General features: G+C 69.8%; 10 protein-coding genes and 1 pseudogene. 2 read left to right on the top strand and 9 right to left on the bottom strand.

Annotation, left to right across the window (positions count from 1 at the left end; all coding sequences use genetic code 11):
* The first annotated feature begins 41 nt into the window (after positions 1–41).
* Entirely contained in the window at positions 42–1,625 is a 1,584-nt protein-coding gene (locus POF73_RS30115; RefSeq protein ID WP_272121772.1) for an acyl-CoA carboxylase subunit beta, read from the top strand.
* Positions 1,626–1,682: 57 nt separating this feature from the next.
* The gene (locus POF73_RS30110; protein WP_272121770.1) at positions 1,683–1,877 is read left to right on the top strand and encodes an acyl-CoA carboxylase subunit epsilon; all 195 of its coding nucleotides are present in this window, start codon (positions 1,683–1,685) and stop codon (positions 1,875–1,877) included.
* Positions 1,878–1,945: 68 nt separating this feature from the next.
* Here the strand turns inward: POF73_RS30110 and POF73_RS30105 are convergent, their stop codons facing one another.
* The 9 genes and pseudogenes from POF73_RS30105 to POF73_RS30065 all read right to left on the bottom strand — a co-directional run.
* A complete protein-coding gene (locus POF73_RS30105) occupies positions 1,946–5,002 on the bottom strand; it encodes an NACHT domain-containing protein (RefSeq protein ID WP_272121768.1) in 3,057 nt (1,018 codons plus the stop codon).
* 91 nt (positions 5,003–5,093) lie between these two features.
* Positions 5,094–5,675 (bottom strand): GTP-binding protein, encoded by a 582-nt coding sequence (locus POF73_RS30100; protein ID WP_026248371.1) that lies wholly within the window; start codon positions 5,673–5,675, stop codon positions 5,094–5,096.
* Positions 5,656–6,234: a DUF742 domain-containing protein gene (locus POF73_RS30095; protein ID WP_272121764.1), complete on the bottom strand. Its 579-nt coding sequence runs from the start codon at positions 6,232–6,234 to the stop codon at positions 5,656–5,658. Before POF73_RS30095 ends, POF73_RS30100 begins: the two co-directional genes overlap by 20 nt.
* A gap of 95 nt (positions 6,235–6,329) precedes the next feature.
* On the bottom strand, positions 6,330–6,743 hold the full coding sequence (locus POF73_RS30090) for a roadblock/LC7 domain-containing protein (RefSeq protein ID WP_004983065.1): 414 nt from the start codon (positions 6,741–6,743) through the stop codon (positions 6,330–6,332).
* Between the two features lie 10 nt (positions 6,744–6,753).
* On the bottom strand, positions 6,754–10,014 hold the full coding sequence (locus tag POF73_RS30085; protein WP_272121750.1) for a sensor histidine kinase: 3,261 nt from the start codon (positions 10,012–10,014) through the stop codon (positions 6,754–6,756).
* Positions 10,015–10,402: 388 nt separating this feature from the next.
* The gene (locus POF73_RS30080) at positions 10,403–10,978 is read right to left on the bottom strand and encodes a GTP-binding protein (RefSeq protein ID WP_272121748.1); all 576 of its coding nucleotides are present in this window, start codon (positions 10,976–10,978) and stop codon (positions 10,403–10,405) included.
* A complete protein-coding gene (locus tag POF73_RS30075; RefSeq protein WP_003997626.1) occupies positions 10,959–11,357 on the bottom strand; it encodes a DUF742 domain-containing protein in 399 nt (132 codons plus the stop codon). The genes POF73_RS30080 and POF73_RS30075 overlap by 20 nt, the downstream gene beginning before the upstream one ends.
* Before the next feature lie 114 nt (positions 11,358–11,471).
* The gene (locus POF73_RS30070; protein ID WP_048580707.1) at positions 11,472–11,885 is read right to left on the bottom strand and encodes a roadblock/LC7 domain-containing protein; all 414 of its coding nucleotides are present in this window, start codon (positions 11,883–11,885) and stop codon (positions 11,472–11,474) included.
* Between the two features lie 9 nt (positions 11,886–11,894).
* Positions 11,895–13,404, bottom strand: a pseudogene (locus POF73_RS30065) (nitrate- and nitrite sensing domain-containing protein); the annotation flags it as partial.

Genomic DNA, 13,404 nt, shown 5'->3' with positions numbered 1-13,404 from the left:
CAACGGCTCGCTTTCCTTGGTGTCCTTCGTAAGGTCACTACATGACCGTTTTGGAAGAGGCACCGGGTGAGCCGATCGACGCGCGCGGACGGACCGCCGAGCTGCACGAGATCCGTGCGCAGGCGCTGGCCGGCCCGAGCGAGAAGGCGACCGCGGCGCAGCATGCCAAGGGCAAGCTGACCGCCCGGGAGCGGATCGAGCTGCTGCTGGACCCGGATTCCTTCCGGGAGGTCGAGCAGCTGCGCCGGCACCGGGCCCAGGGCTTCGGCCTGGAGGCCAAGAAGCCGTACACCGACGGTGTCATCACCGGCTGGGGCACGGTGGAGGGCCGCACGGTCTTCGTCTACGCCCACGACTTCCGCATCTTCGGCGGCGCGCTGGGCGAGGCCCATGCCACGAAGATCCACAAGATCATGGACATGGCCATCGCGGCCGGTGCCCCGCTGGTCTCGCTGAACGACGGCGCCGGCGCCCGTATCCAGGAGGGCGTCTCCGCCCTCGCCGGTTACGGCGGCATCTTCCAGCGCAACACCAAGGCGTCCGGCGTCATCCCGCAGATCTCGGTCATGCTCGGCCCGTGCGCGGGCGGCGCGGCGTACAGCCCCGCCCTGACGGACTTCGTGTTCATGGTCCGCGAGACCTCGCAGATGTTCATCACCGGCCCGGACGTCGTCAAGGCGGTCACCGGCGAGGAGATCACCCAGAACGGCCTGGGCGGCGCGGACGTGCACGCCGAGACCTCCGGCGTCTGCCACTTCGCGTACGACGACGAGGAGACGTGCATCGCCGAGGTGCGCTACCTGCTCTCGCTGCTGCCCCAGAACAACCGCGAGAACCCGCCCCGGGCCGAGTCCTCGGACGCGCCCGACCGCCGCAGCGAGGTGCTGCTCGACCTGGTCCCGGCGGACGGCAACCGGCCGTACGACATGGCCAAGGTCATCGAGGAGATCGTCGACGACGGCGAGTACCTGGAGGTCCACGAGCGCTGGGCGCGGAACATCATCTGCGCGCTGGCCCGGCTCGACGGCCAGGTCGTGGGCATCGTGGCCAACCAGCCGCAGTCCCTCGCCGGCGTCCTGGACATCGAGGCGTCGGAAAAAGCTGCGCGCTTTGTCCAGATGTGTGACGCTTTTAACATTCCGATCGTCACTTTCCTGGACGTACCGGGCTTCCTCCCCGGCGTCGACCAGGAACACGGCGGCATCATCAGGCACGGCGCGAAGCTCCTCTACGCCTACTGCAACGCGACCGTGCCGCGGATCTCGCTGATCCTGCGCAAGGCGTACGGAGGTGCGTACATCGTCATGGACAGCCAGTCCATCGGCGCCGACCTCACCTACGCCTGGCCGACCAACGAGATCGCCGTGATGGGCGCGGAGGGCGCGGCCAACGTCATCTTCCGTCGGCAGATCGCCGAGGCCGAGGACCCCGAGGCCATGCGGGCCCGCATGGTCAAGGAGTACAAGTCCGAGCTCATGCACCCCTACTACGCGGCCGAGCGTGGCCTGGTGGACGACGTGATCGACCCCGCGGAGACCCGTGAGGTGCTCGTGAAGTCCCTGGCGATGCTCCAGACCAAGCACGCCGATCTGCCGTCCCGCAAGCACGGCAACCCCCCGCAGTAACCCAGCGGACCCTCCGCGATACCCCAGCGGAAACCTCTCTCACGGAGACTGACACCCATGAACCTCCCTGATATTCGCGTCGAGAAGGGCCATGCCGAGCCCGAGGAAGTCGCGGCCATCACGGCGATCCTCCTGGCCCGCGCCGCCGCCCAGCCCTCCGACCCCGCCCCGGCCCATCGCGGCCGCGCGAAGGCCGGCTGGCGCCGCCTGGAGCGCGAGCCCGGCTTCCGGGCACCGCACAGCTGGCGCTGAGCTTCTGAGTGTGGCTACGGCCCCGTTCTCCTTCGGGAGTGCGGGGCCGTACGCACGCGGTCAACTGATCACGACGTGCGTGCTGAACTGATCACGACGTGCGTGCTGGGCGGGCCGAGGGCGGCGGCGTCCTCGGGGAGGACACAGTCGTGCAGGTTCAGATGGTCGATGGTGGCAGGAAGCTCCGTGTCCCGAAGCCAGGCGGCCACGTCCACTCTTGTGAGGGTCAGGGTTCGCAGCCGGACGGTGGAGAGGGCCGACATGGCCCTGGGCAGGCAGATGGCGTCGGCCCGCAGGTCCAGTGTTGCGATGCCGGAACCGGTCAGCGGCGTCAGATCGGTGGTGGCGGTCACGTTCCGCAGTTCCAGCAGGAACACCCTCGGCGCCAGCCGGAGAGCACCGAGGTCCGGCACGTTCTCCAGGTCGAGAGCGACGGCCATCAGCGCCGGAAGTTCGCGCAACACATCGAGATGGCGCAGCGACGCGCTGCCCAGCAGGCGGATCCGTGTCAACCCGGGATGCGCGCTCAGCCCCGAGAGGTCGGCTGCGCCGCGCAGGTCGTAGGCGGTCAGCGTCGAGAGCTGAGGAAGCTCGTCCAGGGCGGTCAGGTCCGTGCACGGATACCGGATCCGCAAGTCCTTCATCGAGCTCAGCCGGGTCGCCGCGCTCCACTGGGCGGAGTGCGTGAGCGTGACGACGTGCCTCTGCAGCGGCAGTTGCGACAGAACCCGGTCGGCGTAGGCATCCGCGTCGAAGTAGCCCCAGGCGTCGATGAGCTCGTTGATGACGTCGGCGCGCTGGTCCTGGGCGTATCCGGCCACCAGCCGCAACGCCCTCTGGCCACCCATCAGGGCGACCGTGCGCACGGTCTGCACGGCCGCCTTGTCCGTCAACCCGTCCAGTGACTGCGGCATCCTTCGCAACAGGCTCGGTCCCACGGCCGCCAGAGCAGGAGGGTCCGTCTCCCGCCGGGCGGGCAGCAGCGCGGCCACCGCCGAGTCCAGCCGGGCGGCCAGTTCGTCCGAAACCTCCGGCACCGTCTCCTGACAGGCCGCCGCCAGCAACCGCAACCGCCGCGCGTACCGGGGTGCGTGCTCGGCCCAATCCAGGATCCTGCCCAGCAACTCCTCCCGCTGAGGCCGATTCGCATGGCCCGCGGCCATGATGATCGTCTCGCGCCAGATGTCGAGGTGCGCCCGCCCGACCAGGTTGCCGATCCGGTCCTCCTCCGTCGCCTCCTCCGCGGCGAGATACTCCTGGAAGGTGCGATGCACGAAGTCCAGCCGCCCCACGGCGGGGGAGCGAAGCACTCCGGAACGGCCCCGCAACTGCTCCAGGACGCGGCCGCCGTCCTGATCATCCAGATGCCGCATGGCCGCCAGCTTGCGGCCGACATACCTCTCCGCCTTCTCCAGCGAGATCTCGCTCCGGTCGTTGTCGGACAACCGCCAAGCGAGATCCCGCAGCAGCACCAGCTTGTCCTGGAGGCTCAGCCGGCTGGCCGCGGCCGAGGGAACATTCCGGTCCGCGTCCCGCTCATGGACCAGCATGTGCAAGGCGTTGCGGTACAACTCCATACGATTCCGGGGCAGTTGACTGCCGCGGTTCAGGTGCATCGCGCACAGCATCGAGGCCAGCAACGGCGTCCCCGCGAGTGACTGCAGGTGCGGCCGGTCCTTGAGGCTGTTCAACAACGACTGCTCGTAGTGCGGCAGTTCCTCCACCGTGCACGGCAGCTCCTCACCGAGCTCCCGCACCGCCTGATGCCACTGCCGTACGAACGCCGCCAGGTCAGGGGGCGTCATCCGGTCCAGATGCAGCGCCGTGAACTCCTCCCGCCGTAGCCAGTCCGCCCCCGCGGCGGCCGGTCGTGAGGTCACGACCACCCGGACGCCCCCGTACGCCGACAGCAGGCTGCGCAGCCACTCCCGTACGCTGCGGCGCTCACTGTCCAGCAGTTCGTCCACCCCGTCGATCAACAGCAGTGCTTTCCCGGCCGCCAGCTGCCGCTCCACCCACCCCCTCGGCATCAGCCCCGCGATGTGCCCGGCCACCGAGTCCAGCATCGCCCCGGGCGTCGGCAACGTCCGCCCGCTGTACTCCCGCAGCTTCACGAGCACCGGCGTCAGACCGTTCCAGCCCGCAAGCTCACCGGTGAACGCACCCCGTGCTGCCGTGACCGCGAGCCACCGCAACAGGGTCGTCTTGCCGGAGCCCGCCTCACCACGCAGCAGAACCCGCGCGTCACCGTGCAGCAGAGCCCGCGAGGCGCCGCCCAGTGCGGCCTCCACCCGCATTCCGGCGGCCTCGCCGTACTCCCAGTCGCTCATATCAGGCCGCAACAGCGGCATGGAGCGCTCTCTGGGCCCGCCCGCATGCCTGCGGACCCCGTCGTCCCCCGAGGCCCGCAGACTCACATACGCCACCGACAACCGCGCCCGCGCCGCAGCCCGGTCCGACGTACGCCGGAACAGCTCGACCTCGTCCAGCGACGCGCTCACCAGTTCCAGATACCGCCGCCGGAACTCCCCGTCCCGGTCCGTCCCCTCCGGTGCGAACAGCGACCGGTCCGGCAGTCGCTCCAGCACCCGGGCGATCTCCGCGCCCAGCGACGTCGTCCGTGCCAGCAGTTCCGCCAGTGCCCGCTCCTCGAAGACCGGCAGCCCCCGCACGATCCGTACGTAGTACTCGCAGCACTCGGCGAGCAGCACCTCGTACAGTCGTGTCTCGGCCTCGCTCAGCCCCACCGGGACCCGCACGGAACCAGCCACCCGGCGCACCACCTCCGCCGGATTCACGTCCGCCGCCAGCAGCGCCTCGTCCGACAGGTCCGCCTGCGCGAAGGTGTCGCACACCCCGTCGGCCACCGCCTGCCGGCCGCCCTCGTCCAGCCCCCGGAACTCCCGCTCCAGAAACGGCGCCAGCCGGTCGAACACCGCGTCCGCGATCTCCTCGAACTGCCGCTCCACGCTGCGCTGCAACCGCAGCCCGGACACCCGCAGCCGCACCAACTCGGCCATCGGCAACCGGCGTTCCTGCTCCCGCCGCTTCCCGCCGAGCCATGCCTGGGCCGCCGCCCGCGCCACGGTCGTCCCCAGCCGTAATGCGGCCGCCTCCGCACTCATCCCCGTCCCCCTCCCGAAACGACTTGCGGCCCCCATCCCTCCCACAGGAGGAACGGGGGCCGCAAGCGAAACGTGCCGAAGAGCCCGGCCGCTAGCGCAGACGTGCCATCAGGGCATGCTCGACCAGCGTGATCAGCGCCGACTTCGCGTCCGCGCGATGGCGGGCGTCGGTCGTGATGATCGGGGTGTCCGGACCGATCTGCAGCGCCTCGCGGACCTCGTCCGGGTTGTACGGCTGGTTGCCGTCGAAGCCGTTGAGGGCGATCACGAAGGGGAGGCCGGAGTTCTCGAAGTAGTCGACCGCGGGGAAGCAGTCGGCGAGACGACGGGTGTCCACCAGCACGATCGCGCCGATCGCACCGCGGACCAGGTCGTCCCACATGAACCAGAAGCGGTCCTGACCGGGGGTGCCGAACAGGTACAGGATCAGGTCCTGGTCCAGGGTGATACGGCCGAAGTCCATGGCGACCGTCGTGGTCGTCTTGTCTCCGGTGTGGGTGAGGTCGTCGATGCCCGCCGAAGCGGAAGTCATCACGGCCTCTGTGCGCAGCGGGTTGATCTCCGAAACGGCCCCGACGAACGTGGTCTTGCCCACGCCGAAGCCACCCGCCACCACGATCTTCGCCGAGGTGGTGGAGCGGGAAGGACCGCCGCTAGAGCTTGCGAAGTCCACTGAGCACCCTTTCGAGCAGTGTCACGTCTGGCTGGCCGCCGGCGTTCTCGTCGCCGCCGGGCTGATGGATGGCGACCAGGCCCGCCTCCGCCAAGTCGGCGACGAGGATCCTGGCCACGCCGAGAGGGATCGTGAGCAGAGCCGAGATCTCGGCTACCGACTTGATCTCACGGCAGAGGTTGCAGATCCGCTGATGCTCGGGCAGCTGGCCCTGCATCTGGTGCGGCTGCGCGGTGGTGTGCACCAGCGCCTCGATGGCGAGCTGGTAACGCGGGCGCGTCCGGCCGCCGGTCATGGCGTACGGGCGCACCAGGGGGTTGTTCGACGCCCCGGCGGGCGCCGGCTCAGGGGCGCGTCGTTGCGGCTGCACCGGCTGGATGCGCGGCGCCGGCGGCTGGTCGTACGGCGAAGGACCGGGGCCCTGCGGGGCGTACGGCTGCCGCTGGCTCGGTGCGGAGGGGAAGTTGTAACGGTTCGGGTTCTGGGAACCGTCGTTCCGGCCCTGGCCGGGACCGTACGACCAATTACCCGACGATGAACCGCCTGGGGGTGTTGCCACTTTCTCTCCTCCTCCGACTGTGCCTGGCACCCATCTTGTGGAGCCGCGTCCCGAAACCTTACGGCCCCGGGACGCCAAAACGCACCGACTGTCTGTTAGTTGAGCAGGCTGCCCTGGAGCTCGGCACGCAGATCCGGCGTGAGGACCGTACCGGCACGGTCGACCAGAAGCGCCATCTCGTACCCAATGAGGCCGATGTCCGCCTCGGGATGCGCGAGGACCGCGAGCGACGAACCGTCGGAGATGGACATGATGAACAGGAATCCCCGCTCCATCTCCACAACAGTCTGGTTCACGCTGCCACCCTCGAAGATGCGGGAGGCGCCTGCCGTCAGAGACGTCAGACCGGAGGCGACGGCCGCGAGCTGGTCGGCGCGGTCGCGCGGAAAGCCTTCGGACATCGCCAGAAGGAGTCCGTCGGCGGAGACCACCACCGTGTGCGACACCCCGGGGGTGTTGTCCACGAAATTGGTGATCAACCAGTTCAGGTTCTGTGCCGCCTGGCTCATCGGGCTCACACTAACGCTCCTGGTTGTAGGTGCTGTCAGGACCGAAGCCCTGGCCGTTCGTTTCACTTCCCGCACTGCGACCCCGCTGGACACCGCGGCGCAGGTTGCTCAGCCTGCCCCGGACGTCCTCGGGAGCGCGGGAGACCTGTGGGCCGCCCTGTGGGGTGGCTGCGGCGGCTCCCTCGACCAGGTTGGCCTTGGGTACCCGCCGCGGCAGACCGGAGGAGGTCACCCCGCCTGCCTTGGGCTTCCGGAGCTGCGAGGCCTGCTGCCAGCGGTCGTCGTTCTGTGAACGCCAGCTGCTGTCGCCGTTGCTCTCCGGTGTGGGGGCCGGCGCTTCCTGCCGCGCGGGCCGCGCGCCGTTCGTGCCGCTCGCCGTGGATCCGCGGCGGGGAAGCCCGGCGTCGGTCATTGCGTGAGCGGCGGAGGAAGCCGGTCCCGGACGGTCGAAGCCTACGCGGTCCTGCTCGTTCGAGTCATCGGCCTGCGCAGATTCCGCTTCCGGAGCGTACTGGTCCGGGTACCCGTTGCGGTAGCCGTTCGACTGCGGCCAGTCGTCCTGCTGACGTCGCTGCTCGAAGGCCGGGAAGCTCTCCGCCGCGGCGGCGCTCGCGGTCGCGGGCTCCTCGCGCACCGGCTCCGGATACGACGGCTCGGGGTAGCCGCCGCCCGACGAGAAGGTGTCGTTCTGCGGCAGGCCGCCGTTCGGCGCGTAGTACTGGTCGTCGTACGCCGGCTGCTGGGGCTCGTCGTATGCGGCGCGCTGAGGCTCTTCGTACGCAGCCTGCTGCTGCTCCTCGTACGACGTCTGCCCCTGGTCCTCGTACGACGTCTGCGGGTCGTATCCGCCGCGCTGCTCAGGGAAACCGCCCTGGCCGTCGTAGCCGGACTGACCGGTGAAGTCGTCGTACGCGGTCGGCTCGGCGGCATCCTGGCCGTGCGTCTGGGCCTCCAGAGCCGCCCGGCGCTCCTCGCGCATCAGGGAGCGGCCGACCGGGTCCAGCTCCCGGATGTCGTCCGGGACCTCCGTGTAGCGGCTGTCGTCGAAGCCGAGCTCGGCGGCCGTCCGCAGCTGCGGCTGGTTGAAGTTCTCACCCTGGAACTGCTGCTCCGGGATGATCTGCGAGACGGTGAACTCGTCGTGGCCCGGCTGCTGGTAGTCGCCGCCACCGCCGTGGGTGATCGCGTCCGGCAGCATGACCAGCGAGGTGGTGCCGGCCTGCTCGCCGGAGGGGCGCAGCTGGACGCGGATGCCGTGCCGGTCGGACAGCCGGCCGACCACGAACAGACCCATTCGCTGGGAGATCGCGGCGTCGACGGTCGGCGGGTTGGCCAGCTTGTGGTTGATGTCCGCGAAGTCCTCGGCAGTGAGGCCGATGCCCTTGTCGTGGATCTCGATCATGATCCGACCGTCGGGGAGACGGGTGGCGGTCACGCGAACCTTGGTCTGCGGGGAGGAGAACGTCGTCGCGTTCTCCAGCAGCTCGGCGAGCAGGTGCACGAGGTCGGTCACGGCACGGCCGTGGATCTCGGCCTCCGGGACGCCGGACAGCTCGATGCGCTCGTACTGCTCCACCTCGGAGGAGGCGGCGCGCAGCACGTCGACCAGCGGGACCGGCTGGTCCCAGCGGCGGCCGGGCTCCTCGCCGGCGAGGACGAGGAGGTTCTCGCCGTTGCGGCGCATACGGGTCGCGAGGTGGTCCAGCTTGAAGAGGTTCTCCAGCTGGTCCGGGTCGGCCTCGTTGTTCTCCAGGTCGGTGATCAGGGTCAGCTGGCCCTCGATCAGCGACTGGTTGCGGCGCGACAGGTTGGTGAAGATCGCGTTGATGTTGCCCCGCAGGAGGGCCTGCTCGGCGGCGAGCCGGACGGCCTCGCGGTGGACCTGGTCGAAGGCGCGGGCGACCTCGCCGATCTCGTCCCGGGTGTTGATCGGGATGGGCTGGACGCGGGTGTCCACACGGCCCGGGTCGGTACGGGAGAGCTGGTCGACCAGCATCGGCAGCCGCTGCTCGGCGATGCCGAAGGCGGCGTTGCGCAGCTGGCGCATCGAGCGGGACATCTGGCGGGCCACGGCACCGGCCAGGATGAACGCGACCAGCAGGGCGACCACGACGACGGCACCGGTGATCAGGGCGTCGCGCTTGGCGTCGTCGGAGATGGCCGAGGCCTCGTTCACCGCGGTGTTGGCGAGGTTGTTCTCGATGTCGCGGTAAGCGTTGTACTTGAGGGTGTTGACCGCCCACCAGTTCTCGGCCGTGATGCCCTGCCGGGCGAGCGCGGCACGCTCACTGGTGTCCGTGGAGGTCAGCTGGGCCAGCGCCCCGACCATCTTGGTGGGGTCGGACGGCGGCGCCACGTAGTCGGGGTTCTTCTGCTTGGCCGCCTTGGCCATCGCCAGACCCTTGGCCTCGATGGCCGCCTTGGCGTCCTTGAGCTTCTGGATGTCCTGCTCGGTGCCGCCGCTCTGGTACTCCTGGATGGCGATGCCCTCCAGGTAGGCGTACGAGGAGAGGGCGATGCGCTGCCGGGACAGGTCCGACGCCTTGGGACCCGGCTTGACCAGCATGTGCATACCGATGGAGCGCTCCAGGGAGAGCGCGCCCTTGGTGAGCGAGATGGCGTAGACGGTACGGCCGTAGCTGGTGATGTTTCCGGTGCCGAGGCCCAGCTCGTTGGAGAACTCAAGCAGCCGGTGCTCGACCTCTACGTAGCCTTCCTCGGTCTGTACGCCGGAGAGCTTGGTGGTGTAGGCGGCGGCGCGCAGGTCCGCCAGATCCGGCTCCACCTCCCGGAAGCGCGCCAGACGGCGCTCCAGGTTGGGCCGGTCGGGCATGTTCTGCGCGGCTTCGTCGAAGGCGTCGGCGGCCTTGTCGGTGTTGTCGCGGGCCTGGACGACCGCCTTGTCGTCCTGTCCCTTGCCCTGGAGCAGGGGAGCGGCGGTCGAGTCGCGCTCGACGAGGAGGGCGTCGCCGTAGGCCGAGGCGGCGGCCACCAGACGCGCGGTGTTCTCCGCGTCCTCGGCCTCCTGCCAGGTGTCGATCGAGCTCTTCACCTGGAAGCCGCCCATGACGAGGCCGACCAGCACGGGTATGAGCAGGATCGCGTTCAGCCTGGTCGGCACGCGCCAGTTGCGCGGGGAGAGACGGCCGCCGCTCGGGGCCGGCACGGCCGTTGGTTCCGATCCGGGCACAGGGGCGGGCGCCGCTCCGCGCGGCGGCGGGGTGAAGTTGCCCCGGGCCGACGGCTCGGGACTGCTCTTGCTTCGCCTCACTCGACCAACAACCTTCCGGCGGGGTCGGCACCTACGTATGTGCCGCTGTGTCTCAGAGCCCAGTTCGCCATTGAGTACGCAGTACTGCTGAGTACGTCTTTGACTATTAGGCAGTTCAGGCATTCCAGCACGTCGGCCTGCGCTCTTCCAAACAGTGGAAGAGGTTCATACCACGTGATGTAAGCCCCAGATAAAACGGTCATAAAGAACGAGCCCCGTCAAAAGACGGGGCATTTGTGAGCGCAGCGAGACCGCATGACCGCGACGAGTGGCCGTACCACCCGATTCCTCTGCCGAAACGTTATGAACAACGAAGCCGGCCGTGTCAAAGGCCACAGCCGGCTCCGGCACATCTACGACAACTGCCGTATGACGCTTCCGACTTGATCTACCGCAGCCGCGCCATGAGTGCGTGCTCCACCAGCGTGATCAGCGCGCTCTTGGCATCGGCCCGGTGCCGGGCGTCCGTCGTGATGATCGGCGCGTCCGGGCCGATCTGCAGGGCCTCGCGCACCTCGTCGGGCGAGTAGGGCTGGTGCCCGTCGAAGCCGTTGAGGGCTATGACGAACGGCAGCCCGCTGTTCTCGAAGTAGTCGACCGCCGGAAAGCAGTCGGCGAGCCTGCGGGTGTCGACCAGCACGACGGCGCCGATGGCGCCGCGTACCAGGTCGTCCCACATGAACCAGAAGCGGTCCTGGCCCGGGGTACCGAACAGGTACAGGATCAGGTCCTGGTCCAGGGTGATGCGTCCGAAGTCCATGGCCACCGTGGTGGTGGTCTTGTCCCCGGTGTGCGTGAGGTCGTCGATGCCCGCGCTCGCGGAGGTCATGACGGCCTCCGTGCGCAGCGGGTTGATCTCCGAGACGGCGCCCACGAACGTGGTCTTGCCCACGCCGAAGCCACCCGCCACCACGATCTTGGCGGAGGTGGTCGCCCGGCCTGGTTCAGAGCTTGCGAAGTCCACTGAGCACCCTTTCGAGCAGCGTCACGTCAGGTGCGCCGCCGTTGTTCTCGTCGCCACCCGGCTGGTGGATGGCGACCAGGCCGGCCTCTGCGAGGTCCGCGACGAGGATCCTGGCCACGCCCAGCGGCATGGACAGCAGCGCGGAGACCTCTGCGACCGACTTCACCTCACGGCACAGGTGGCAGATGCGCTGGTGCTCGGGCAGGAGCCCCATGAGCGCTGCCGGGTCGGCCGTGGTGCTGATCAGGGCCTCGATGGCGAGCTGGTAGCGCGGCCGGGTCCGGCCACCGGTCATCGCGTACGGACGTACCAGCGGCTGGTCGCCCTCATCCTCGTACGGCTCCGCGTACGGATCATGAGAGGCGGTGGGCGGGGTCATGAATCCTCCGGGCGGGGACAGCATGTCGGTCAGTCAAGGCCGTCTGGTGGGCGCCGGTGCGGGGTTTGTGGCGGCCGGACGGTGATTTGGTGAGGCGGGTGGATCCGGGGCTGATCAGTGGAGCAGACTGCCTTGGAGTTCGGCGCGCAGGTCCGGCGTGAGCACGGCGCCCGCGCGGTCGACCAGCAGCGCCATCTCGTAGCCGACGAGGCCGATGTCGCATTCGGGGTGAGCCAGGACGGCGAGTGACGAACCGTCCGAGACGGACATGAGGAAGAGGAATCCCCGTTCCATCTCGACCACGGTCTGTGCCACGTTGCCGCCGTCGAAGATCCGGGACGCCCCTGCCGTCAGCGAGGTGAGACCCGACGCGACGGCCGCCAGCTGGTCGGCACGGTCGCGGGGGAAGCCCTCCGACATGGCCAGCAGAAGACCGTCGGCGGACACGACGACGGTGTGGGACACCCCGGGGGTGTTGTCCACGAAGTTGGTGATCAACCAGTTGAGATTTTGTGCCGCTTGGCTCATCTGGCTCAACTAACGCTCCTGCTGGTGAGTGGGGTTCGGGAAGCTGCCGGTCTGGTCGTTGCCGACCTGGCGACCCTGCGCGATACCCCGACGGAGATTGGTCAGCCGACCGCGTACGTCGTCAGGCGCACGCGAGATCTGCGGACCGGTTTGGTGCTGTTGCTGCTGCTGAGCCGTACCCGGGACGAGGTTCGCCCTGGGAACCCGGCGCGGCAGACCGGAGGTGGTGACACCGCCCGCGGCCGGTTGCCGGACGCGTTCTGCCTGCCGTACGAGGTCGTCGTTCGGCGAGCTGCGCCAGGAGGTGGCCGCGGGACGCTGCGGGGGAGCGGCGGGAGCCGACTGCTGCGGCGCCGGTGCCGAACCGTTGTTGTTGGTCGATGAGGTGTTACCGCCGGCCGGCGCATGGTTGCCGCCGGACTGCCGTTCCTGCTGACCGCCGTGGAACCAGTTGGTCTCCAGCGTGTCGTACAGCGGGGTGCGCCCGTCACCGGGACCCGTCGCGGGCGGCAGGGCCTCGGGCTCCTGGCGGGCGGGCCGCTGCTGCGGGCGCGCCGGGGCCGGGGGCTGCGGGGCACCGAAGCCGTTGCCGTACGTGCCGTTGACCTGGGGCCGCTCGAACTGCCCGGTGGACTCGGGGTTCTGGCGGCCGGGCAGGGTGTGCTGGCCCGTCGAGCTGCCGTCGTACGCCTGCGGCGAGGCGAACTGGCCGGTCTGCGACGAGGTGTTCTGCGAACCAGGGGCCCCGAAGATGTCCGAGCGGACGAACTGGCCCGTGTTCTGCTGCCCGGTGTTCTGGGAGCCGCTGTTCTGCGGGCCGCCCGCACCGGGGCGGGGGAACTCGGAGGCCGAGCCCGAGCCCTGGCGGTCGTCGGGGCGCGGCGGAATCACCGGCAACTCCGACGTCGAGCCGGGGCCCTGACGGTCGTCGACGCGCGGCATCCGGGAGGTCTGTGCGGGGTCCTCGTCGTGCCCGCGCGGGGTGTCGAGGGAGGCGCGCGGCACCGGCGGCTGGGCGTTCTCGTCGCTCCAGCTGGGCACGCGCGGCTGGTCGCCGCCCGGCAGCTCGGCCCGCGCACCACCGCGCGGCGGCAGCTGCGGCCGACGGCCACGACGGCCCTTCTCGGCACCGGCGGACGGGGACGCGGCCGGCGGAGCGGCGGGACTCTGCGGCCGGGACTGCTCGCGGCCGGCGGACCCGGCACGGGAACCGCCGAAGGCGTCCTGCCCGGAACCGAAGGCGTTCTGGCCGGCACCGAAGGCGTCCTGACCGGACCCGAACGAAGCCGGACCCGTGCCCGCGGCCTGCAGCCCCTGCGGAGCACCCGGAGCCTGGCCGCCGCCGAACCCGGCGCCCGCACCGGCCGACGGCCGGCCCTGCGAAGGCGCGCCCGAACCCTGAGGTCCGCGCTGAGCACCCGGCTGCCCGCCACCGTCACGCCCGGGCAGCGCGGCCCGCGGACCCTGACCGGCACCGAGCCGGCCACCGCCGGACGCACCGGCACCGAGCGCACCACCC

The organism is Streptomyces sp. HD, assembly GCF_028369295.1.
Classification (GTDB): domain Bacteria; phylum Actinomycetota; class Actinomycetes; order Streptomycetales; family Streptomycetaceae; genus Streptomyces.
Note: the sequence above shows the minus strand (reverse complement) of the source record. Positions and strands in the feature narration are given on the sequence as shown.

Bases quoted from the DNA above. Each gene is read 5' to 3' on its own strand.
- POF73_RS30115 (WP_272121772.1), top strand. From the start codon at position 42: ATGACCGTTTTGGAAGAGGCACCGGGTGAGCCGATCGACGCGCGCGGA.
- POF73_RS30110 (WP_272121770.1), top strand. From the start codon at position 1,683: ATGAACCTCCCTGATATTCGCGTCGAGAAGGGCCATGCCGAGCCCGAG.
- POF73_RS30105 (WP_272121768.1), bottom strand. From the start codon at position 5,002: ATGAGTGCGGAGGCGGCCGCATTACGGCTGGGGACGACCGTGGCGCGG.
- POF73_RS30090 (WP_004983065.1), bottom strand. From the start codon at position 6,743: ATGAGCCAGGCGGCACAGAACCTGAACTGGTTGATCACCAATTTCGTG.
- POF73_RS30075 (WP_003997626.1), bottom strand. From the start codon at position 11,357: ATGACCCCGCCCACCGCCTCTCATGATCCGTACGCGGAGCCGTACGAG.
- POF73_RS30070 (WP_048580707.1), bottom strand. From the start codon at position 11,885: ATGAGCCAAGCGGCACAAAATCTCAACTGGTTGATCACCAACTTCGTG.